This is a genomic window from Amycolatopsis sp. NPDC003731, assembly GCF_053586895.1.
In genome coordinates this window covers 1-22,472 of record NZ_JBSFNC010000070.1, presented here as the reverse complement: position 1 = coordinate 22,472, position 22,472 = coordinate 1, and the positions used below count along the sequence as shown (strand labels likewise).

The 22,472-nt window shown below is 68.3% G+C and carries 13 protein-coding genes; 10 read left to right on the top strand and 3 right to left on the bottom strand.

Translation table 11 applies throughout. The features are described from left to right. Nucleotides 1-49 precede the first annotated feature (49 nt). The 9 genes from ACWDN5_RS26375 to ACWDN5_RS26335 all read left to right on the top strand — a co-directional run bounded on the left by ACWDN5_RS26375 (nucleotide 50) and on the right by ACWDN5_RS26335 (nucleotide 13,175). The gene (locus ACWDN5_RS26375; RefSeq protein ID WP_364254856.1) at nucleotides 50-340 is read left to right on the top strand and encodes a hypothetical protein; all 291 of its coding nucleotides are present in this window, start codon (nucleotides 50-52) and stop codon (nucleotides 338-340) included. Between the two features lie 3 nt (nucleotides 341-343). Continuing rightward, on the top strand, nucleotides 344-1,159 hold the full coding sequence (locus ACWDN5_RS26370; RefSeq protein ID WP_449678159.1) for a hypothetical protein: 816 nt from the start codon (nucleotides 344-346) through the stop codon (nucleotides 1,157-1,159). After that, entirely contained in the window at nucleotides 1,093-2,577 is a 1,485-nt protein-coding gene (locus ACWDN5_RS26365; RefSeq protein WP_449678158.1) for a hypothetical protein, read from the top strand. The genes ACWDN5_RS26370 and ACWDN5_RS26365 overlap by 67 nt, the downstream gene beginning before the upstream one ends. Next, complete coding sequence (locus ACWDN5_RS26360) at nucleotides 2,574-4,079, top strand: SCO6880 family protein (protein WP_449678157.1); 1,506 nt, start codon at nucleotides 2,574-2,576, stop codon at nucleotides 4,077-4,079. Before ACWDN5_RS26365 ends, ACWDN5_RS26360 begins: the two co-directional genes overlap by 4 nt. Next, entirely contained in the window at nucleotides 4,076-5,614 is a 1,539-nt protein-coding gene (locus ACWDN5_RS26355) for an ATP-binding protein (RefSeq protein WP_449678156.1), read from the top strand. Before ACWDN5_RS26360 ends, ACWDN5_RS26355 begins: the two co-directional genes overlap by 4 nt. Nucleotides 5,615-5,625: 11 nt before the next feature. Beyond that, nucleotides 5,626-6,738 carry a C40 family peptidase gene (locus ACWDN5_RS26350; protein ID WP_449678155.1) on the top strand — a complete coding sequence of 371 codons (1,113 nt, stop codon included), beginning with the start codon at nucleotides 5,626-5,628 and terminating at the stop codon, nucleotides 6,736-6,738. Nucleotides 6,739-6,780: 42 nt separating this feature from the next. Further along, the gene (locus ACWDN5_RS26345; RefSeq protein ID WP_449678154.1) at nucleotides 6,781-8,637 is read left to right on the top strand and encodes a type IV secretory system conjugative DNA transfer family protein; all 1,857 of its coding nucleotides are present in this window, start codon (nucleotides 6,781-6,783) and stop codon (nucleotides 8,635-8,637) included. After that, nucleotides 8,634-9,308 (top strand): hypothetical protein, encoded by a 675-nt coding sequence (locus ACWDN5_RS26340; protein WP_449678153.1) that lies wholly within the window; start codon nucleotides 8,634-8,636, stop codon nucleotides 9,306-9,308. Before ACWDN5_RS26345 ends, ACWDN5_RS26340 begins: the two co-directional genes overlap by 4 nt. Before the next feature lie 327 nt (nucleotides 9,309-9,635). Next, nucleotides 9,636-13,175 carry an nSTAND1 domain-containing NTPase gene (locus ACWDN5_RS26335; RefSeq protein WP_449678152.1) on the top strand — a complete coding sequence of 1,180 codons (3,540 nt, stop codon included), beginning with the start codon at nucleotides 9,636-9,638 and terminating at the stop codon, nucleotides 13,173-13,175. An 84-nt stretch (nucleotides 13,176-13,259) separates the two neighbouring features. Here ACWDN5_RS26335 and mobF read toward each other — a convergent pair whose 3' ends face one another. Together mobF and ACWDN5_RS26325 are read right to left on the bottom strand one after the other, a co-directional pair. Then, complete coding sequence (gene mobF, locus ACWDN5_RS26330; RefSeq protein ID WP_449678178.1) at nucleotides 13,260-18,371, bottom strand: MobF family relaxase; 5,112 nt, start codon at nucleotides 18,369-18,371, stop codon at nucleotides 13,260-13,262. 587 nt (nucleotides 18,372-18,958) lie between these two features. Next, nucleotides 18,959-20,200, bottom strand: a complete 1,242-nt coding sequence (locus ACWDN5_RS26325) for a hypothetical protein (RefSeq protein WP_449678151.1) — start codon at nucleotides 20,198-20,200, stop codon at nucleotides 18,959-18,961. Nucleotides 20,201-21,112: 912 nt separating this feature from the next. Here ACWDN5_RS26325 and ACWDN5_RS26320 point away from each other — a divergent pair. Then, nucleotides 21,113-21,727 (top strand): hypothetical protein, encoded by a 615-nt coding sequence (locus ACWDN5_RS26320; protein ID WP_449678150.1) that lies wholly within the window; start codon nucleotides 21,113-21,115, stop codon nucleotides 21,725-21,727. Nucleotides 21,728-21,806: 79 nt separating this feature from the next. Here the strand turns inward: ACWDN5_RS26320 and ACWDN5_RS26315 are convergent, their stop codons facing one another. Beyond that, a complete protein-coding gene (locus tag ACWDN5_RS26315) occupies nucleotides 21,807-22,265 on the bottom strand; it encodes a hypothetical protein (RefSeq protein ID WP_449678149.1) in 459 nt (152 codons plus the stop codon). Nucleotides 22,266-22,472: the final 207 nt, after the last annotated feature.

Here is a 22,472-nt window from a genome sequence, read left to right as displayed (position 1 = left end):
CACTTGACCCGCCTGACGTGACGTCGGGCGGTGCGATGTGGAGGGCGCGATGTCCGCGCACAGTGTCATCGACTGGCTCGTCCAGATCCCGAATCCGACACCAGTGCAGCCCGAGGTTGGCGGCGACAAGATCCTCGGGCTGCTCAACAACGTCAAGTGGGGCGCGGGTGTCGCGCTCGTCGCCGGCTTCTTCATCGGATTGATCGTCTGGGCCGGCGGCCGTTGGGTCGACCATCACCGCGCCGGGAAAGTCGGCGTGGTCATGATGCTCTGCGCCATCGCCGGCGCGATCCTCTACGGCATCGGCTGGTCGCTGATCAACAGCTTCGCGGGCGGCTGAGCCATGTTCACCGCCACCGAATCGCCGCGTTCCCGCACGCGGGTGCGCCGCCTGATCACCATCACGGTCCTGCTCGTCGCCGCAGTCATGCTCGTGCTCGTTGCCCGGCAGGCGACGGCACCGCCCTCACCGCCGTCGGCGACGACTCCGCCCGGCGCTGCGCCCTCGCAGGCACCCACGGCACCGGTCGACGAGGCGACCGCGCTGGCCATCCGTCCCATGCTGACCCTGCCGCCCGAGGCCGCCCTGCCGCACGAACTCACCACTGCCACGGCCGGTCCGCCGATCACCGTCCCGCGCCCGGCGCCGATTGCGAACCGCGTGATCTCCGATGGCTTCCCGGCTACAGCGGAGGGTGCGCTGGGCTGGCTGACCGACTTCAACGAGACCGCGTTGCGCGGTGGGGACCCTGCAACGTACCTGCGGGCCTACGGCGAGTCCGCGCTTCCGCACGCGCCGTCCCCGCAAGGCAGCGGCCCGCTCGCGTTGCTGACGTCCTTCCGCGAGGAAGCCGGGATCCGATCCGGTGAGCTCAAGCCCGGCCTGACAGTGACCTATGACGTGTCCCAGGGGCTGATCAAGGGCACCGCCGACGAGGGCCGCTACGCCGTCGTCTGCACGCTCGGGCAGCTGAGCTTCGACTACCAGGGCCAGCGCACGCGCATGGGCATCGGCGATTGTCAGGCCCTGCGCTGGACCGGCACCGCCTGGCGGATCGCGCCGGGCGCCCGCGCGGCCTACGCCGCGTCCGCGTGGCCGGGCAGCGCCGAATCGGTCGCGGCCGGCTACCGGCCCCTGAACATGGGCGGCGTCCGATGACGCCCGTGGAGCTGGAGTTGCTGAAGGCACTGGGCAGGCTGGCCGGCGCGGGGGTCAAAGCGACCGCGGCCGGGGTCCTCGAGCCGCTCATGGCCGCGACCTGGGCGGCAGCTTTGTTCATCCTGCGTACCGCTTTCCAGTTGGTCGACCAGTTCTCCCTGTTCACGGTGTCCACCACGGACGGGCCGGTGTCGATCCTGTGGCCGATGACGCTGTGGATCTCCGGGGCCATCGCGCTAGGCATGTTCTTCTGGCAGATCATCACCACCGTTCTGCACGGCGGGCGGGGCTTCGTCCGCCTGATCACCGGCCCCATCCAGTACGGGATCGCCCTCGCGGTCACCGTGAGCGTGCTCGCGGCGTTCCTCGCCGCCGCCGACGGGCTGACCGAAGCGATCCTGTCCACGGGTCTGCGGGTGGACAACTTCCGGGACGCGTTGAACATGACCGGCTTCACCGACGCGCTCTCCGACGAGGTCAAGAACGTCGTGCTCGGTCTCGCCGGTGTGTTCGGCGTGATCCCCGCCGGGTTGGGGTTCGCGTTCGAGGCGGTGTTCCGCGAAGCCGCGATCTACGTCCTGGTCGCCACCGTACCCATCGCCGCGGCCGGGCTCGTGGCGGACGTGACCGCGCGGTGGTACTGGATAGTCTTCCGCTGGGGCCTGGTCGCCATCGGGATGAAACCGGCCCTGGCGTACGTGCTGACGCTGGGCGTCGCGATCCTCGGCGGCGCCCAAGGCCTGTCCGGGCTCCTGGCCGGCATCGGCGTGCTGCTCATCGCGCTGTGCGTGCCGTTGGTGCTGTTCAAGCTCTTCGCCTTCGTCGACCCCAACTCCGACCCGCAGGGCGTATTCCGGGACAAACTCTCCGACGCCGGCCTGGACTCCTACGGCGCCAACAGCATCACCGGGCGGATAGCCGGCGCGTTCCGGAACAAAGTCGGCACAGAGTTCGGGGACAACGAAAACAGCGGCGACGGCGAGGACGGCGGCGACGGCCAGGAGCAGGCCAACGTCGACCGGTTCGACCAGGCCGCCGCCGAGGACGACGCGACCGTCGGGCTACCCGAGGACGCTTCCCGCAGGACGGATGACGCTGGCTCATCCGGCGGCGATGCGCTCGAGGCGGGCTCCTCAAGCTCCGGGGTAGACGGATCGGGAACCGGTCCAGCTGTGGAGGCACCGGACTCGGCTGTCGGTGATGCCGACGGTGCCGGGGGCGCAGGCGGTGTCGGCGGCGCGAGCATGGCCGAGCCTGTTGACGACGGCGATGACGACGGGCAGCCGCCACCTGCTGATCCACCCGGCGACACCGGCCCGCCGACTCCGCCGGCGCCGAAGCCCGGGGACGGTCCGCCGCCGGATGACGGCGGCGGCGCGGCTGCCGGTGAGGCCGAGGAAGCCGCGGTGCTGCTGTGAGCACCGCGACCCGGATCTACAAAGGACTGTCCCGCAAGGAGCGCGCGGGCTGGATCATCGGCCTCACTCCGGTCCAGGCATTCGTGTGCGTGGGACTGGCCGTGCCGGTGATCCTCGCGCTCGCGTCCGGGCACTTCGGCCAAGCCCTGATACTGGCCGCGCCCTGCGCCACAGCGGCGACGCTGGTCGTGGTGCCGGTCCGCGGACGTCCGGCGCTGCGGTGGCTCGGGCACCTGCTGCTCTACCGCGCCGGCATCGCACTGGGCTGGTCACGGTGGCAGTCGCGCGCCGTCGCCGGGCAGGCTGAGCATCTCGACGAGCCGGATCTGCCCGGTGTGTTGGCCCGCTTGCGGTTCCCCGACGGGCCACCGCTGCGGGACCTCGGTCGCGTCTGCTTGATCCACGACACCGGCGACGGGCGGTGGGGCGCCACCGCCCGCCTCACCCACGCCGGCGTCGGGATGCTCTCGGACGCCCAGTGCGAGCGGCTGGCCAACCGGCTGGGCAACCTGCTGCTGTCGATCGGGCACCGCGAAGTCATCGACCGGATGACCCTGCTGGTCCGCACCGTCCCCGACGACGGCGCCGACTACCACGCCTGGCGCGCCGAACACGTCGTCCCGGGTGCCCCGACGCTCGCGCGCCAGGCATCGGAGGAGCTGGATCGGCTGGTCGGGGCGGTGTCGGTCCGGCACGAAGTGTTCGTCACCCTCTCCGGCGCCGAAGACGCCCTCCGCCGCCCCGCCGCCGCTGCTGGGGGCGGGGTCGCTGGCCGGGCCGCCGTGCTCTACCGCGTGCTGGACGGGCTCGAGGACAAGCTCAAGTCCCTCGGCGCCACCACCGTCACGTGGCTCTCCGGTCCGGAGCTGGCGGTGGCGATCCGCACCGGCTTCAACCCGGCCAGCGCCGCAGGCCTCGCCGCGCGCCGCCACCAGGCCTCCGATATCGGTGTCCGCTGGGCGACCGCAGGCCCAGTACACGCTCCGGCACCCTCGCCGCGGGCGTACTACCACGACGGCTTCGCCACGGTGTCCTACTCGGTGCTGATGCCCGAGGCCGGCACGGTGTTCGGATCACTGAGCGGGCTGCTGGCGGTCAAGACCGCCGGCGAACGCCGCAGCCTCGCCATCCACTACGAAACCCTGTCCCAGCACCGGTCCCGCAAAGCCGTGCGCCGGCTGCGGTTCCGCACCGGCGTCATGCGGGACTGGAAATCCTCCAAAGGCTTCAACTCCGGCGCCGCCGAAGCCCGCGAAGCGGGCGGCGCGCGGGCACAAGAGCACGCGGTCGCAGCCGGTCACGGCATCGTCCGCTTCGCCGTCGCCGCCGCGGTCACCATCCCCGAGACCTGGAATGTCGAGGACCACGCGGCCAAGCTGGAAAACGACATCGTCGGCCGCTTCCAGCTCCTGCGGATGGAACTGGCTCAAGACGCCGGGTTCGTCGCCGCTGTCCTGCCCGTCGGCGTGGGCTTGCCCCGACTGCGCGGCGGCGGGTCATGAGCCCCCGCGACGGCGAACGGACCGCCGCGGAGCTGCTCGCCACTTTCGGACCCGCGCCCAGCACGAGACCAACAGGGCACCAACGCCCGGACGGCCGCACCGCCCGCGTGAACCGGCGCGCAGCACCCCAGCGCGGGTTCGCCCGCCCCGGACACGGCTGGTCGCCGGTCGCGGCGCCACTGCAGGTCTACCAGGCCGGCACGCACGAGATCGGCGGGCTGTTCCCGTTGCTGGCGGCGAGTCCATTGCCGGCGGTCGGGGCGCGGATGGGCTACGACGTCCACTCCGGCGGTGCGTTCTACCTGCATCCGGTCGAGTTCGTCCTGCGTTCGATCTGCACCAACCCGAACATGGTCCTGTTCGGCGAACCCGGCCGCGGCAAGAGCTCCACGGTGGTGGCGTTTGTGCTGCGGATGATGCTCACCGGCGTCCGCACGCTGATCTCCGGGGACGTCAAAGGCGAATACACCCCACTGCTGAACGCGCTCGGGGTGACGCCGATCATGCTCGGGCGCGGCAGCAGCGCCTGCCTCAACGCCCTCGACCTCGGACCCCTCGCCGGCCGCTGGGAAACCTGGTCGACCGACCGGCAACGCGACGAGCTGGACGGGGTGTTGGGCCGGTGGGTGCAGCTGCTGGTCGCGCTGGCCGAAGCGCAGGGCTACCGGCCCACCGTTACCGACGAGGCCGCCCTCTCGGCGGTACTGCGGCAGCTGCTCGGCGTCCACGAGGGCTACACCCACCTCACGCCGATCACCATCCCCGACGTCCACCGGGCGCTGGCCGACCCGGACGAGCAGCTGTGGCAGGAACTGCGGTTCGCCGGCCGCCGCCAGTTCCTCGATCACTTGCGCTCGATCACCGACGCGCTGGCCAACCTGATCTCGGGACCGTTGGCCGGCTTGTTCGACGCGGCCACGAACTTCACCGTCGACTGGGACGCCCCGATCCAGAGCCTGGACCTCTCGCGGCTACGCACCCGCGGCGACCAAGCCATCGCCGTCGCGCTGACCTGCCTCGGGTCGTGGTCGTCACTGGCGACGGATCTGCAGGAGGACGGGGAGCTGCGGATCGTCGTCCGCGACGAGATCTGGCGCCAGCTCCGGCTCGGGCTTCGCGCCGTTCAAGCGGTGGACAGTGAACTACGGCTGTCCCGAGCCGAGCGGAAGATCCAGGTGCTGGTCAGTCACAAGCCCGGCGACTTTCTCTCCGTCGGCGCCACCGGGTCTCAGGAAGTCGCCATCGCCCGCGATCTGCTCGCCCTGTGCTCGGTCCGAGTCCTCCTTGGACAGTCGACCCGCGTGGCAAGCGAGCTGGCTGATGTCCTTGCACTGTCGGAGAAAGAGCACGACGCCACGACCGGGTGGGCGAACGACCGACAGGGCCGCGCGCTGTGGAAGATCGAGAACCGGACCGGGCTCAAAGTCCAGACCGTGCTGAGCCGGATTGAGCGGCAGATCTTCGACACCAACTCCCAGCTTGTTTCGAAGCCGAACCCGCTCCCCGCTAACGCCGTACCGGCGACGTCGTCATGAAGCCCCACGGAATGCTCGCCGGTGTCGCTGGCGCGCTGGGCGGTTTGGTGTTCCTGCCGATCCTCGTGCTGGCGCTGATGATCGGCCCCACAGCGACCGCGACGATCGTGCAGCTGAGCAGCTGCGATCAGGGCGGCCCGGGCGGCGGCTCGATCGTGGTCGACCGGCAGCACTTGGGCGCCGAGGAGATGGACATCGCCCGCACCATCGTCGACGTCGTCCAGCAACGCCGGCTACCCGGGCGGGCCGCGGTCCTCGCCGTCGCTACCGGGATGGTCGAGTCCGGGCTGCGCAACCTCGACTACGGCGACCGCGACTCGCTCGGGGTGTTCCAGCAACGCCCGAGCCAGGGCTGGGGCACCCGCGAGCAGATCCTAAACCCCGTCTACGCCACCGGCAAGTTCCTCGACGCCCTCATCGCGCTGCCCGGCTGGGACACCATGGCACCAGGGCAAGCGGAGCAAGCGGTACAGCACAGCGGTTTCCCGGACCGCTACGCCCCACGCGAACCGCCCGCCGCCGCGATCGTCGATCGGTTCTGGACCGGCGCGGACAACCCAGTGCCTGCCACACCGCCCAGTAGCGGAACCGAGGCGGTACAGGTCAAGACGCTGTGCCCGGACCAGGGCGGATCCGACATCCCTCGCGACCCGGGCCAGGTGGACCCGACCAAGCTGCCGCCGGGGTTCACGCTGCCGGAGGATGCTCGCCAGCGCGCGGCGGTCGGCTTCGCTCTGGGGCAGCTCGGCAAGCCTTACGTCTGGGGTGCGAAGGGCCCGGACGCCTACGACTGCTCCGGGCTGATGCTCGCCTCCTGGGCCGCCGCCGGGATCGGCATCCCCGCAGGCACGATCAGCCAAGTCCACGCCGGCCACTCCGTCTCGTCACTGGAGCAAGTACAGCCGGGCGATCTGCTATTCATTCCCGGCTCGCTGGGGACTGCGCAGGTGCCGCGGCACGTCGGGATGTACGCCGGGCACGGCCTGATCGTCGACGCCTATGACACCGACACCGGCGTCATCCTCGAACCCCTTTCCGCATGGATCTCGAAGATCGTCGCGATCCGCCGGATCGCCGACCCAGATTTGCCCTCCCCGCCACCGGGAGGGAGCCCACTCCGATGAACCACGTGGTGCCGCTCTTCCGCTGTCCGGGAGGAGCGGCCGATGCCGCGCACACGCACCGACACCCTCAATTTGGACCGCGACGTCGCCCTGATGGGCCTCGCGGTCGCAGCCTTGGCGATCCTGTGCGCCCTCGGCGCCATCGTCGTCGTCGCGGCCGTTCTGGTGACCGGATTCTTCACCGGCACATGGACGTGGCCCCCGATCACCGCGTGGGCGGGCTTTGCCGTCACCGTCGTCTTTCACGCCGCTGACCCTGGGCCACGCTTGCCGGTCCCGTGGTCGGGCGCGGTCAGCGATCACCAGCTGGCGTTCTACATCTGGTTCACCACGATCACCATGCTGACGGCCGGGCTCACCGTTGGCGCCGCGATCCCGGTCTGGCGACGCGTGGCCCCGACCGATTCAGGCCACGCCACCCGCCGCGAGATGGCCAGGACCTTGTCGGTCACAGCCGCACGCAAGACCGCGATGTGGACTCGCGGTGACCTGACCGACGAGCAACGCCGCGCTGCGCCCATCGAGGAGATCGCGGTCCCGCTGCATCGCGGCCCCCGCCACCAGCAGCTGGTCACGTCGCTGGAAACACCGACCGGAACGATCGCGCCGACCCGCTCGGGCAAGAGCCGCACCGACCTGGTGCACAAGGTCCTCGCCGCGCCAGGCGCGCTGATCGCGTCGACGACCAAGAACGATCTCGCCGAGTGGTGCCTGCTGGCCCGCACCCGACGCCCCGGTGCCGGGCCGGTGCTGGTGATCGACGCCACCGGCACGCTGTCCTGGCCCGCGCACGCCCGCTGGTCCCCGGTCACCGGCTGCGCCGACCCCGCCGTCGCCCTGCGGCGCGCGGAGACGCTGATCGAAGCGTCCTCGCTCGGACTGGAGAATGTCGGCGGCAACGACGCGGTGTTCCGCGGCCGCGCCACGATCGTCATGCAGGCCTACCTGCTCGCCGCCGCCACCCACCACCGGACCATCGATCACCTCGTGCGGTGGTCGATCGCCAAACCCGCCGACCGGGAACCCGTCGAGCTGCTCGAAGCGCAGTATCCGCAGCTCGCGCAAAACCTGGAGTCGGAGATCGGAATGGTCGCAGAGACCTCCGACGCGGTCTGGATGAGCGTGCGCCGCGCGATCGAACCGTTCATGAACCCCGCCATCCGCGACTTCGCCACCCCGAGCCCGGCCGAAGAACTGAACATCGACGAGTTCCTGCGCCGCCGCGGCAGCCTGTTTATCATCGCCGGGGAACACCAAGCCCCGCAGGCCCGGCCAGTCCTCACCGCGCTGGTCGAGCAGATCCTCACCACCGCCCAGGACACCGCGCTACGCCACGAACGCCGCCGGCTCGAGCCACCGGCGACCGCGATCCTCGATGAGCTGTTCGCCGGGACACCGGTGCCGCGATTGCCCGCGATCATCGCCGACTCCGCCGGCCGCGGGGTACTGATCCACTGGTCCGCGCAGTCCCGCTCCCAGCTGGACGAACTCTACGGCGAACCCGGCCGGCTGCAGCTGATCGACAATACCCTCACCCTGACCGCGTTCCCCGGGCTGAAGGACGACAACACGCTGGAGTGGCTGTCCACGCTGTCCGGGCAGCACCGCCGCCGCACCCATCAGCACCACAGCGACGGACTGTTCAGTGTCGGGCGCGGCGCCAGCGGCGAGGAGACCGTCCCGACCCTGCGCGCCGGCGACATCCGCACTCTTGACCGCGGCCGGGTTCTGATCCTGCACGGCAATCTCCGCCCGATCCTCGGCCGCACCGTCGATGTCGAGCAACGGCCGGACTGGCCTCAGCTGCAAGCCGACGTCGCGGTGATCCGTTCCGGCCGGGCAGCGATCACACCTGAGGGCTACCCGCTGGCCCTGCCTGGCGAGGGCGATCTGCGATGAGCGAGGACGACATTGCCGCACGCCCAAGCGAACCCGCCGACCCCAACCAGCGGCAGACGGACGATCAGGCCGGGTCGGAACCGCGGTCGCTGGGCGAGCTCGACGAGGTGGTCGCCGGCCTGGAAACGGTGGCCAAGGCCCTGGGGCACCAGATCGGGAAGTTGTCGGAGAAGCTTGCGGAACTGACCGACGAGCCGGACGGCGATCCGCGGCTGGCGCGGTGGCTGACGTTCCTGCCACCCGAGGCGGCTGAAGACAAAGGGCATCGCAGGGAAACGCCGCTGTTCACGCTCGCGCACTTCGTGCAGTACTACAACGAGACCTACGTCGGCAATCCCGGCACCCGCGCGGTCGCCATCCCCGACTGCTGGCTCGACCATCCCGGCCTGGTCGCCGAGATCGCCACCCTCGCCTACACCTGGCGCGAAGCCCACCTGGGCAAGAAGGCCACGGTTCGTGATGCGCAGTACTGGCACGACCACTGGCGCCCGGGGTTCGCCGAGCGCATGGCCACCGAGTGGGTCCATCAGCGCTGCCGCTCCGACGGCCACAAGACCGCCGGCGCACCAGCCCGTCCCGACCGCTTCACCCTGGAACATCGTGACCAGGAGGCACGGGTTGCTGACGACAATGTTGTTATGAGGTCCCAGAGCGAGGATGGTTGGCCGTGATCGCGCACGTGGGGTCACAGGCGGGGCCTGCGGAGCCGACACACGAGGTCGTTCTGGCGTAGATGTGTTCACAATGATCTTCGATGGTCGCTGGTTGTAGAACGATAGCTTGTCGGTCAAACCGGTGCTACGCCATTCGATTGACGGATGCGATCGGTCAGGAGCGTCCGCGACGGTTGTCAGTCTCAATTGGAGCGTTGGCGGGTCGAAGAAGTGGGTTTGAGTATAGTTTGTGGTTCACTTGCGTCGTACGCTAGTCGACTCATGCGGAGGCCGAACGTGACAAAAAGAGGACGTCGGCCGACATCGTTGATCTTAGATCTCGCGTTGGTCGTCGTCGGCGCGTTGCTCGGCATTGCCTCCAGCTTTACGGTTGATCGGCTGCGGAAAATTCCCTGGCTGGCAGCGTGGGCGGGAGACTGGGCTCTGCCCATGCTTACCGGTTTACTGCTGGTGGTTCTTGTCTTGCGGGTCTGGGTTTATCGGGTCGATCGACGCGAGCCGCGTCGGGTGTGGAGGTCCGGTCGGCCGCCGTTCCCGGGCTTGGAGTCGTTCACAGAGGAAGACGCCGGTGTGTTCTTCGGTCGGGTCAGAGAGATTGATGATTTATTCGAACGGCTGCACCCCATGATTCCCGAAGATACCCTTCGGTTTGTTCCCATAATAGGCTCTTCTGGCGCGGGAAAGTCGTCTTTGGTGCAGGCTGGATTGGTGCCCCGTTTGGTGGCAAGTAGACAGCGATGGATCGTGATACACCCCTTCGCCCCAGGGGGTCGACCATCGCTCCAGCTGGCCACCGCTTTAGTGGCGATGTTGGGGCAGGACCTTCCGGCTAAGGCTGCGGTTGAGCTGGCAGTCCAGCTCACTGCTGGTGAACCACAAGCGTTGGTCCGCTGCATCGATCGGATTCGCGTTGCTGAAAACAGAAAGAACGCACGAGTGCTGATTGTGGTTGACCAGGCGGAGGAATTGATCACGCAGGTAGGAGTGGGTGAACGTGCTACGTTCCTTTCCTTGCTTGATGGCGCGCTACGAATTGATCCTCGACTGTGGGTGTTGGCAACCCTTCGATCAGAATTTCTTACTGATTTCCTCACGGCGGAATTTAGTCGCCTGTTTACGCATCCGGTCGTGATCGGCGTGCTTGGTCGCGATGCGCTGCTGGAGGTCATCGAGAAGCCTGCAAGTAAGGCGGGTGTGGAGTTCCATCCAGTTGGCTTGCCGCACACGCTGGTGGACGACGCCGGAAGTGGGGCGGCGTTGCCGTTGCTGGCCTACACGTTGCAAACCTTGTACTTCAATGCTGGACGAGACGCCGTCATCGCTGCGGATGACTATCATCGGTTGGGAGGCGTAGCAGGCGCGTTGGCGCAACGAGCGGACACCGTGATCGAAGAGCTTGTCGCAGCTGACCCCGACACGCCGGTGCTGTCCACGTTGCTGCGTTTTGTAACCGTCAGCGAGAGTGAGCCTACCAAACGTCCGGTTCGTCGCTCGATGTTGTCGGCCAGCGAACGACGGGTCGCGGAAGCGTTCGTGGCAGCGCGACTGCTGACCAGTGGCACCGCCGTCGACGGTGACACAGAGACAATTTATGAAGTCGCGCACGAAGCGCTGTTCCGACATTGGCCGCCCCTGCGTCAGACTATTGAAACTCGTGCCGACGATCTCCAGTGGCAAGCTGACCTGGAAAGGTGGGCGCTGGAGTGGGACAGGTCTGGACGTCAACATGCCTACCTGCTCCATTCAGACCGTCTTGCGGACGCTCTTCGGCATGCCGCGAGGTTAGCCGTGGCCGATAGGCCAGCCCTTATTCGTGAGTTTCTCGAGCGGTCCCAGGACGCAGATCAAGCCACAACGCGCCAACTTGCCAACTCGATTGCTCGCCGAGCCCTAGCGGTGGTAGAGGACGATCCTGAGTACGCTCTGGCCTTGGCCCTTATGGCGATCGATGAATATGCCTGTACGCCGCTGGCGGGTCGCGCCTTGGCTACTGCCTTGTTGCACCACCGAACTGTTCTCATCTACGCCGGCCACCCTCGGGATCTCGAGCACGTAGCGTGGTCACCGGACGGGCGTCGGGTGGCGACCGCTTCGTACGATCAGACAGTACAAGTGTGGGAAGCCGATACCGGCACGAAGCTCCTTACGCTCGAAGGGCACGGTGATCGGGTGTGGGGTGTGGCGTGGTCGCCGGATGGAACGCGACTGCTCACCGGTTCCCGGGATCGCACGGCCCGGGTGTGGGACGCGCATGCGGGAATTGGGTTGCTCACTTTGCGCGGCCATCAAGAGGGGGTGTGGGGCGTGGCGTGGTCGCCGGATGGGCGTCGTGTGGCGACCTCTTCGTATGACCAGGTCGCGCGGGTGTGGGACGCTGATACTGGCGCCGAGCTCCTCACTCTGGAAGGACATCAACGCGATCTTGGCGGTGTCGCGTGGTCGCCCGACGGAACACGCTTGGCCACCGGTTCCCGGGATCGCACCGCCCGTGTGTGGGACGCTCGCACGGGGGCCGAGTTGCTCACTTTGCGCGGCCATCAAGACGGACTGTGGGATGTGGCGTGGTCGCCGGACGGACACCGTCTAGTCACCGTTTCCGATGATCGAACTGCGCGGGTGTGGGACGCCGACGCTGGTACAGAGCTGCTCACCCTGGAGGGCCACAGTGATCGAGTGTGGGGTGTGGCGTGGTCGCTGGACGGAACGCGTTTGGCCACCGGTTCCCGCGATCGTACGGCTCGGGTATGGGATGCCCGAAGCGGGAATGAGCTGCTCACGCTGCACGGTCACCAGAACGGAGTCGTCGGCGCGGCCTGGTCGCCGGACGGACACCGTCTTGTCACTGGGTCATTAGATGAGACTGCGCGCATATGGGATGTTCATACTCTAAGTAGAATGGTGATGCGCGGGCATCAACGCGAGGTTTTCGATGTGGCTTGGTCTCCGGATGGCCAACGCGTTGCGACAGCATCAGGTGATCGGACTGCGCGGGTGTGGGATGTCCATACTGGTGCCGAGTTGCTCAAAATAGATGGTCACCAGGACGCGGTCTGGGGTGTGGCCTGGTCGCCGGATGGGCATCGTCTGGCGACTGGTTCGTTAGACCGGATGGTGCGGGTTTGGGATTCCCGCACCGGTGGCGAAAAGCTGGAACTGCACGGTCACCAAGATTGGGTAGCTGCAGTAACTTGGTCGACTGATGGCCAGTATCTAGCGAGCGGCGGGTTCGATCAGACTGCGCGGATATGGAGTGCCCACACCGGTGCTGAGCTGCTGGCACTGCGCGGCGATGAGGAAAAGATCCGTACCGTCGAGTTGTCTCCGGATGGACAGCAGCTTGCCGCTGGCGACGACGTAGGAGTCTTACGTGTGTGGGACGTTCGTACTGGCGCCCTGAATGTTGTCGTTGAAGGCTATGAGGATATATCGTCTGTAGCCTGGTCGCCCGACGGCGAGCGGTTGGCAGTGAGCTCCCAGGACGAGAAGTTTGCGAGAGTATTGAACGTACGAACCGGCGTTCCCGTATTCGCGCTCGAAGGGCACGAAGACTTCGTCTGGGGGCTGGCATGGTCTCCTGATGGCACGCGTTTAGCCACAGCGTCCGTCGACCGGACTGCGCGGATCTGGGATGCTGCGTCTGGGCTCGAAATCATCGTCGCTGGCGTACATGCTGCGCCGGTGACGTGCGTCGCATGGTCCCCGGACGGGCAGCGTATTGCCACTGCATCGTTGGACGGTGTTACTCGCATCTGGGATGCCACGGTCACGATGGACCGGTTAGTCGCCGAAGCCAGAAGTCGGGTCCGCCATACTCTTACAGAGGACGAACGACGTGAACTCCTGCTATCTAGCAGAATAGCCTAGATAGGGTAAGGGCGTTGGGGTGTGGGAGGTCGGCCGCGTGGCCGATCTGTGGCGGTCCTCGCCGGACATCGTCGGTGGGCAGGCTCAGTAACTGAGTCCGCGGTGGGCGCCTTCGCCGTAACTGTGGTCCTCGCCGTCGACCAGTTCGTCTTCCAGTTCGGTGCGTCGAGCGGCTGCGGCCGTTTCCGCCTCGGCGTCCTCTTCCTGTTCTTTCTCGGCGGCGAGTTCGGCGTTGAATCGGGCGGCGTAGGCGTCGGCGGCGTCGCGCAGTGATTCGTGGGTCAGCATCACGTCCGATGCGGCGTCTTCGCGGTCGGGTGTGGTCATCAGGTGCCTCCATTGCCGGGTGATGTGGCGCCAGGCGTCGGCCCGAAGGTCGTTGCCGGCGGGTTGGTTGCCAAGCGGGGAGGCAGCATCGGCGGTGGTGATGCCGTAGGTTTCACGGTACGCCGCGGCCAGCCGGACAGTCTGATCCCAGGTCGCGGCCGGTCCAGCGTCGTCGGGCCGCTGCCCGAGTTGTGCGGCCCAGCGAGGTTGCTCCCGCTGCACCTGGTCGAGCAGCTGGTCGGCGCGGGCGGCGATCTCACCGTTGAGACCGTCCAGCCGGGCCAGCGCACCGTGATGGTCGCCGGGGGCTCCGAAGTTCGGTTGGGCCTGCCACGGGAGCGCGGCGTGCAGCCCTTCTCCTGCGTTGTGGCGGTCGGTCAGGGCGGCGACGAGTGCCTCACCAGCGCGGCGATAGTCACCTTCCCCGGCGCCGGTGATGTCGGCGGGGAGCTGGCTGAGGGCGTCGATGAGGGCGGTGTCGGCGTCGAGGCCGAGAGCAGTCCCGCCGGCAGCGTGGCGCCAGACGATGCCCCACTGCTCGCCGGTCACGACGGCGTCGGGCAGGTGTTCGGCGACGATGCTGCGCCAGCGGTCGATCTGCTCGTCGGTCGGTGCACCGATCCGCGCTGGTGGCCGGTGTTTGCTGACGTGCGCGGAGACGCGTTTGGCGAGGACGGCGGCGGGGTCGCTGGCCCAGGCGAAGCCGCTGTCGTCGGCGAGCTTGCGGACCAGCCGTTCGGCCTGCCAGCCTCGATCCTGGGCGTTGGCGAGCGCGTTCAGCGCGGCGGGTTCGGCTCCGGCGTTGAAAGCGCCGGGGACGTAGCGGGCGAGGACGTCGAGGTAGCGGTCTTCGTCACCGTCGCGGGCCAGCAACTCGTAACGGCGCACCAGCACGTTCAGGGGCTCGAGGACAACACGCTCATCGGCATGTTCGAACTCGGCGAACAGGTTGTCACGCTCAGCGACCTTGGGTGCTGTCCGAGGTGCCGCGGGCTCGGATCGGTCGGTCACCGGCGCTCGGCCGAAGGTGTCCCAGCGCTCGCTCAGGGTGCGCCAGGCGTGCGCCCTCGCGCCATGGCTGTCGGGCTTGGCGCCCAGCGGTGCCTGACTGTCGATGCGGAAGGTCTCGCGGTAGGCGGCGACCAGGCCGACCAGGTCGTCCCACTCCTCGGCCGCGATCGGATTGCCCTGCCGCGGCCCGAGCCCCGAGACCCATTCCGGCTGGTCGCGGATCACTGCGGCGCGCAGGTGCTCGACGCGGTCGGCGATCGCGAGGTTCATCTCGTGCAGGTACTGCGTGTGCCCGGGATGGTGACGCACGTGGGCGAAGTCGGGGCGGGCCAGCCAGGGAACAGCGCGCACGTGGGCCTCCCCGCGGTCACGTCGGCGCTCCAGCTCGGCGGCGAGAGCGGCGTCGGCGTAGCGGTCATCCGGCATCGGGTCCGGCACCTCTGGACGCGCGGCGAGCTGATGGGCGACGATGGTCAGCGCGGCGTCGACGTCGAACCCGAGCGCCAGCGCACCGGCTGCGCGGCCCCAGATCTTCTCCCAGTCGGGGTCTTCGACGGCGACGTGCGGGGCGATCGCATCGACGATGCCCCGCCAGCGCGTCACGTCGGCCGGCTGCGGTGGCCCGGTGGCAGAGGGCGGCCGACGCCGCTCGAGGTGGGTGGTGATCCGGGCCTGCAGCGCTGCGCCGGGGGTGTCGGCCTCGTCCAGGGACTGGCGCCAGCGCATCACGGCGGCGACGAGGGGGTCGGGTTCCCAGCCGAGGTCGTGGGCGTTGCGCAGCGTCTGGATGAGTGCCGGTTCGCTGTCCAGGTCGACGGTGGAGGGGGCGTGGCGGGCGAGGATGGCGCGGTAGCGGTCCTCGTCGCGGTAGGTGGCGGTGTAGTTGTAGTGGAGAACGAGTGTGCCCATCGACACCGCCGCGTCCTGGGCCTCACGCATCGTCTCGGTTGCCGACAACTCAGCGCCGGAGTGATTGAGCACTCCGGTGAGTACCGACTCCGGCGACACCGGTCCGGGGGTTTCGTGGTGCTGGTCGATGACGTGGTGGTGGGTGACGACGTAGAGGTAGTTGCCGCGCATGGCGCGGGTGATGCCGGGGTAGAACTGCTCGCGGGTCATCGTCGGTGGTACCAGCAGGTGGGCGTTGCCGGTGCTGGTCATGCCCTGTACTCGGTTGATGGTGGCGGCGTAGGCAAGCTCGACGTGGGCTTGGACGTACCCGGCCGGCAGCGTGATGGAGGCTTTGTGGACGCGGTGCTGGACGGTGATCTTGCCGGAGCGGTGTATGTCGGTGATGGTCCAGACGTCGCCGTTCTTGACGAAGTCCTTCCCCCCGAACAGCGACAGCAGGCGCTGGTTGTGGCGGGTGACGACCCAGTCCCCGACACTCGCGGTGGTGGCGTCGTGCAACTCCACCTCCCGCCCGCGATCGACCAGGCCCCGGTTGAGGCGCCGTTCGCGTGCGTCGATGTTCAGCGCGACGGTGTCCTCGTTGGTCGGCACGATCAGCAACGACTGCACGCCGGCGTCGAGATCGGCCTGCCAATGCGAGCGCGCGGCGTCACGCATCGTTTCCAACGACCCGTCGGCCACCCGGCCGGACTCGAGGTAGTACTCGAGCCCCTTCGGGTTCGCCGCCCGGATCTGCAACGACGCCGCGGCCTGCTCCTCCCGGTCCTCGCCCCGGAATCGCACGATGTCCCGGAACCGGACCGCGCCAACGTCGTGGGCGATCAGCCGGATCGCGCCGCCTGCTTCGACCGCGGCCAGCTGCGCGTCGTCCCCGATCAACCGTACGTCGGCGCCGTTGGTCAGCGCGTACTTGACCACCTTGTGCAGGGTGTGGGTGCCGGCCATCGCCGCCTCGTCGACGATCACCAGGTCCCCGGCCTCCATCGGAAACGCACGATGCGCGAACCCGAACCGCAGCGCGGTGGTCAGCTGATGCAGCGTGTGCGGCTTCGCCCCGATCGACGCGCCGAGCTCCTGGGCCGCGCGGGCGGACGGGCCGAAGGCGTAGACGCGGTGCCCGGTGCGCCGCCACGCGGTCGCCAGGACCTTCATCGCCGAGGTCTTCCCGGCTCCGGCCGGGGCCAAGGCGAGCTGCAGGCGGCGTCCGGAGCGGGCGAACTGGCGCACCATCTCCGCCTGTCCGGCGTTGAGCCCCTGCCCGGCGAGGGCCTTTTCGACGGTGTCGACGCGCAGCCGGTGCCCGCCGCCGCGGCGCGCCCACGCGACCAAATCACCTTCCGCGGCGAGGGTGGCAGTGGTGGTGTAGCGGGTGGAACGGCGCTCCACGAACACCGATTCCCCGTCCCGCCGGCGCAATGAGGCCGGCTCGTTGACCGCGGTCGGGCCGACGAGGGCGAGGGTGTCGGGCTGGGCCAGGATGGTGTCGACGACGTCGTCGACGAGCTGCTCGCGCTTGTCGACCGGCACCTTCAGGTGCGCGGTCTGACGGTGGGCTTCGGCAGCGAGGTTCCACCACGAGAAATGCGCGTAGTTGTCCGACACCGCGTCCCGTGTTAACTGGGCGAGTTTCGCGATGTCGAACGCATCCGGCTCCGTGCGTCCGGTGAGGTACACGCGGTCGGCGAGCATGTCCAGGACTGTGGCGGGCACGATGCTGAGCGCGTGCTCGCGCCACGCCTTGAGATGTTCCGGCAGCGTCTTGGGTGGCTGTTTGCCGGGCCGGTTGTCGTACTGGGCGGCCCGGTCGATGGCGAAGATGTCCTTCGGCGTCGGCTCCTTCCCGTGCTTGGCTGTGAACTCGACGATGCGCTTCGCCCGGGCGGCTTCGAACTGGCGATGACGCTGGGAGAACAGCTTCACCAGCTCGACCTGGACGCCCTCGAGCTGCCACACCGGGCGTTTCATGTCCACGCCTTCGGCGCCCCGCTGCACCCACGATGCGCCCTCCTCGCGGAACAGGTCACGCAGGCGGTTGTCGAAGTACTCCGACGCGGTCACCGTTGCAGCCAAGATGGTGCGACCGTCGAGAGCGGTCCAGTCGCCATCGTCGCTGCGCTGCACTTTCGACGAGATCAGGACGTGGAAGTGCAGATGTGGATCCGAGGCGCGGGAATCCCAATGCTCGAACAACGCTGCGGTGATCCCGTTGACGTCGACCTGAGCCTCGCTCATGTTCCCGCGGCGGGTGTACGCGACGTTGCGCTCCATATAGGACACGGTGTCCAGGGCAGCTTGGCGGGCCATGCCGACAATGCGCTTCCGTCCGGCCGGTGAGGCCATCGCCCACGCGATGGAGACGCTCTTGTCCGGCGCGAACACCGCCTCGAACCCGGAGACCGCGGACTTGAGATTGCGTTTCTGCTCCGCCAGCCACTTGTTCAGTTCCGTGTCACTGGCAGGACCTTTCCCGTCGTGGGCCTTGCGGTAGGCCTGCAGCTGCACGCCGCGACGCAGCTCCGCGCGCTTCTGCGCAGAGATAGGCGCACCGATCGGACGCCCGTGCAGGCGGTTGTGGTCCTTGTACGCCTGCGACACCTGGGAACGCAGGTGGTCCAGCGCGGAGTACTGCGGGAACCGCCGACCGAGCCGGGTCGCTTTCAATGCTTCTTCGGCGGTGGCGCCGTTGGCGATCATTTCGGCTTCGATGGCGTCGGCATGCGGATGCCGGCCTTCGCCGAAGAGGGCGTTCATCTGGGCAGGGGTGACTGCGCCGGAGAGTCCTAAGTGCTCTGCTCCGGCGCCGAACCATTGGCCTGCCGGGTAACCACGGGAGAGGTAGTAGTCACTTAACAGCTCGCCGGGTGCGAGCTCACGGCTGCGATCGGCGCACGCCACCGTGTTCGTGAGGTACTCATGACCACCAGGGCTCAGCTTCCGCAAGCCCATCATGTCCACACCAGACTACGCCGAAAAGGCGGAGCCGCCCACCCGGTTCAGAACGTCTGCAAGACGTGCTGTGTGTGGGGTAGGGGCAGGTTGGGTGAGGTGGTGGCGGTGGTGTGGTGGGCCGGGTGAGTGGGCGGCGGGAAGGTGGGGGCTGGGGTGGTTGGGTGGGTGCGGTAGGCGGGGTTGGTGTTGGTGGGGCGGGGTGGTGGTGACCGATTTTCGGGTCGAGCGTCGGGGCGCCTGCGCGGTCCAAGCTGTGCCGACACAGCAAAGCGGCCGCCGATCCGGAGATCGGCGGCCGCTTTGGTGGGCGGACGGTCGTTACGGCTGGCCGTACTGCGTGAGGTGGCTCAGTTCTGACCGGATGGCGGCGGCGGGTACGACGTTGACCGTGCCGTCATTCGGGGTGGGCAGCGTCCGGACGTGGCGGGCGAGTAGCTCGCGTGGGATTGCCGTGGCGGTGGCGGGCGCGTCGGTAGGGATCAGGTCGGCGGCCGCTCTTTGCGGTCGATGCGGCGAAGGTGCGCACGGTGGCGGCTCCTGGTTGGGGGCGGGGGCATCCGGTCTGGGTGCCCCCGGGTGGGTGGTCAGGCGGCGGCGAGGTTGCGCGACGGCGCGAACGCTGTGAGGGCGAATACGCACAGCGGGGGCGTGTTCCGGTCGCGGCACATCTCGCACCGGTCGTCTCCGCGGGAACCGCGCTGCTCGCTGGGCGTGCGTTCGAGGTTGCACGCCACGCACAACCCGCCCGGTGCGACCGGGACCAGTGCAAGCCGGTCGTAGTCCTCGTCGGACAGGGCGTAGCCGGTCAGGTCGCTAGCAGCGTCGCTGCTGTCGTCCAGGTCGGCGTGACGCTGCCGCTCCTGCTCGTAGAGGTCCACCGCGCGCTCGTCCTTGCGGACGAAACCGGCGGTCGGGATCGCTCGCACGATCTGCCGCCACTGCTCGTCATAGTGGGCTTCCACTTCGCCGACGACGTAACGGCTGTCCGCCTTTTTCTCGATCGGCTCGCGCTCGGCCTTTGTCAAGCTCTTGGGCTTGGGCTTCATCTCGGCGGGGGGTGCGGCCACCGGCGCGGCGCCCTTGGGGGCAGCGACAGGCTCGGCCGGTTTCCCGGTGGTGGTGTGCTCGCCCGGCATGGGGTGCTGCGCTGACTCGGCTTCCCGGCGGCAGGCATCGGAGCAGTAGCGCATTTCGGGGAGTCCGGCGAGGTTGCCGTCACAGTTGCTGCAGCGGTGGATGTCGTGGGACTCGGCTTCGGTGGCCTGCTGTCGGGCGGCGGTGCGGGCGCGCGCGTGGTCGGCGCGGGCCTTGCTGGCGTACACGCAGGTCATTACGAGCGTGCGCAGGTCATCGGCGAGGCCGGGCCAGAGTGTGTGGGCGGTCTGGATGGCGTCGACGATGGCGGGGTGCGTGGCGCTGGGGTTCTTCAGCAGGGTCCCGCAGACGGTGTACACGTCCTTGTGCGTGTGCTGGGTCTGGGCGTTGAGCCATCGCAGGCCGTTGAGTGCGTCGGTGATGCGTGGGGGCTGCTGGCGCAGCATCGCTGTGACGTCGTTGGTTTCGGTCACGGCGACGGTGCGGCGGGTCTGGCTGGTGTGGACGCACCGGTTGAATAGCTCGCGTTCGGTCTCGCCGTAGCTGTCCCATTCGGCGTGGGCGGTGCGTACGGCGGCCAGGACGTCACCGCTGATCGCGGCGTCGGTGTTGAGCAGGGTCGCGCATGCGGCGAGGATCGCGGGCGGGTGTTCTCCGCTGTCGTTGAAGACGGCCCGTAGCTCGGTGAGCGCGGTCCGGACGCGCGGCGGCTGTGCCTGCAACGCCTGCACGGCGCGGGTGATGCTCGGAAGGTGCTTACGGTGAATGGTTGTAACCATGAGAGTTGATCCCTACGTGTTGATTGAGTGCGGTTCTCGGGTTTGCCGTCCCGATCGCCTTACGTGGTCAATATTACCGCCCGGCTGTCATCTATTCCAGTCGAAATGGGGTTATCAACTGACTATTTTGGGCAATCTAAGAAGTCGGCGAATGTGCTCTATCTGATTTCTTCTCTGATTGCCGTTCGGTCGGCACGCGCGTGCTGGCGGGCGTTGCGGTGCCGCGTGGTGTCGCTGGTCGGCGCAGTGGAAGTGACCGTACGCTGAGTGGGTGGTGGGTGGCCCCGAAGTAACCGGGGCAGGCCTCCGGCCTGCCCTCAATGCCTGACCTAGGAAGTAGGGGCCCCGAATGCAAGGGTGGGGCCTCGAACTATTTTTGACCACGCTTTTCGGTCAAAAATAGTTTGGGGTGCCCTTGTATTTGGGGGGACGACCGATACAATTTCGGGGCCACCCACCACCCGCGGACGCAACGGATCCTTCTTACGCGCCTCCGTTGTCGGCGCTCTGGAGTCAGTCGGCTGACCAGCGGAAACGGCGCGCCTGTGGGCCGGCCGCGGGTGTGATGACCTGCGGGTATGCTCGTCGTAGCGTTCCGTGGGCCTACGTGTCCCTGAGACGGAGCGTTAGCGGGCCGCCGCGAGTTTTGCCGCTCGCCACTTTGGTGGCGTGGCCCTTCGGGGCTGCTGCGGCGGTACCGCGCCACTTCCACCTCAGTGCCCGCAGGGGCGTGCGAACAGGTCGGCGTGTTCGAGGTTCACCTGGGCGGTGCGAGCCCTGCGCCGCTGATGCGCGGGGTCACCGTGTGGCCGGCGGGTAGGCTGACGAGTGTTACCGCTGCCCTCCCCGCGCGGGAGGTCCGTCATGGTTGAACATCAAACAACAGGATCGAGGCGGAAGCGTCGGTCGTCGGCGACACTGGAGCGGCTGGAGGCGGCGCGGCGCCGCCGTGCGGAGCAGCTGGAGCGCGAGCGGGAGAACGAGCGGCGGGTGGATGCTGCACTCGGGCCGTTCGCGGAGGCGGTGACGGCGATCGAGGCAGTTGAGCGCCGGCGCGAGGACCGGATCGGCGCATTGGCGGCGCAGCTGGAGCGCAGGCTGGCGGAGCTGGATCGGCAGCGCGCGGCGAGGGTCGCGGAGTTCGAGCGGTCGGCCGAGCAGGTCCGTGCGGATGCGGCGATGGAGATCGGCGAGTGGCGATCGGTGATGGCGGCGTCGGTCGCTGAGATCCGCGCGGCGGATGTCGGCGCGGCCGAGACGGCGGCCTTGCTCGGGATCTCGGCGAAGGCGGTTACCGCGCTGTCGCGTGATGCCGTAGTGGCGGCGGAGGCGGGTGGCCAGGACGGCGAGCCCGCTGGCTCGGGTGCAGGAGAGGCGGACTCGGAGGCTGGATCGGATGATCGGCCGTTGGACGGCGAGCTGCACGAGCCGGTGTCGGTATCGGAGCCGGTGGGCGAGGCGAGAGTCGGGGCGGAATAGCGGCGCAGCCGCGCAGACATGAGAAGAGGGGTGGTGACACCGGTAGGTGCCACCACCCCTCTTCTCGTCGTGTTGGCGGTCAGCGCGTCGCGGTCTGCTGGTCGGCCTGCTGTCCGGCTGGGCGGTGGGCGCGGCGGGCGAGGGTAAGGCGCTTTCGCCGCTGGTAGTGGGCGATCATTGCGGCGATGCCGCAGCAGAACGCGATCCCGAACGCCCACTGGCTGGCGGTGCCGCCCTGCTCGGCGCCGGGGAAGTGCCCGATGAACAGGTAGCCGGGCAGGGTGATCGCGCCGAGGATGGCGCCGCGGCGGTAGCGGTGGTCGAGTTTCGGCTTGATGCGGTTGCGGCTGAGGTAGGCGGCGACGCACCCGAGAAGCGCACCGAATAACACCGCACCGGGCAGGGCGAGCAGGCCGGCTGGGTCGGTGAAGGGTGTGGCGAGCAGTCCGATGTAGCCGAAGGGCTGGATGCCGAGGTAGAAGCCGGTGCCTCCGGCAAGGACGAGCCCGGGGATGGTGACGCCGTAACGAATGCTCATCCCTCGAGCGTAGAGAGATTCTCTTACCCTGAAGGGTGATTTCCAGGGCGGGGCACGCAGTCGTTGCTCGCGCGTGAGACGGCTCCGTGACGTCGCACCGGGCTCGGTGACAGAACGGCGGTGGGTGGCGGGCATCGTGGCCTCCGGCGGAGGATGCGGCAGGGAAAGGGCCGGGGGCCGCCCGGTTGCTGGGCCCCGCCCGTTGGG

Coding starts and splice junctions, on each gene's coding strand:
- ACWDN5_RS26370 (WP_449678159.1), top strand. CDS start 344: ATGTTCACCGCCACCGAATCGCCGCGTTCCCGCACGCGGGTGCGCCGC.
- ACWDN5_RS26375 (WP_364254856.1), top strand. CDS start 50: ATGTCCGCGCACAGTGTCATCGACTGGCTCGTCCAGATCCCGAATCCG.
- ACWDN5_RS26320 (WP_449678150.1), top strand. CDS start 21,113: ATGGTTGAACATCAAACAACAGGATCGAGGCGGAAGCGTCGGTCGTCG.
- ACWDN5_RS26345 (WP_449678154.1), top strand. CDS start 6,781: ATGCCGCGCACACGCACCGACACCCTCAATTTGGACCGCGACGTCGCC.
- ACWDN5_RS26355 (WP_449678156.1), top strand. CDS start 4,076: ATGAGCCCCCGCGACGGCGAACGGACCGCCGCGGAGCTGCTCGCCACT.
- ACWDN5_RS26340 (WP_449678153.1), top strand. CDS start 8,634: ATGAGCGAGGACGACATTGCCGCACGCCCAAGCGAACCCGCCGACCCC.
- mobF (WP_449678178.1), bottom strand. CDS start 18,371: ATGGGCTTGCGGAAGCTGAGCCCTGGTGGTCATGAGTACCTCACGAAC.
- ACWDN5_RS26350 (WP_449678155.1), top strand. CDS start 5,626: ATGCTCGCCGGTGTCGCTGGCGCGCTGGGCGGTTTGGTGTTCCTGCCG.
- ACWDN5_RS26315 (WP_449678149.1), bottom strand. CDS start 22,265: ATGAGCATTCGTTACGGCGTCACCATCCCCGGGCTCGTCCTTGCCGGA.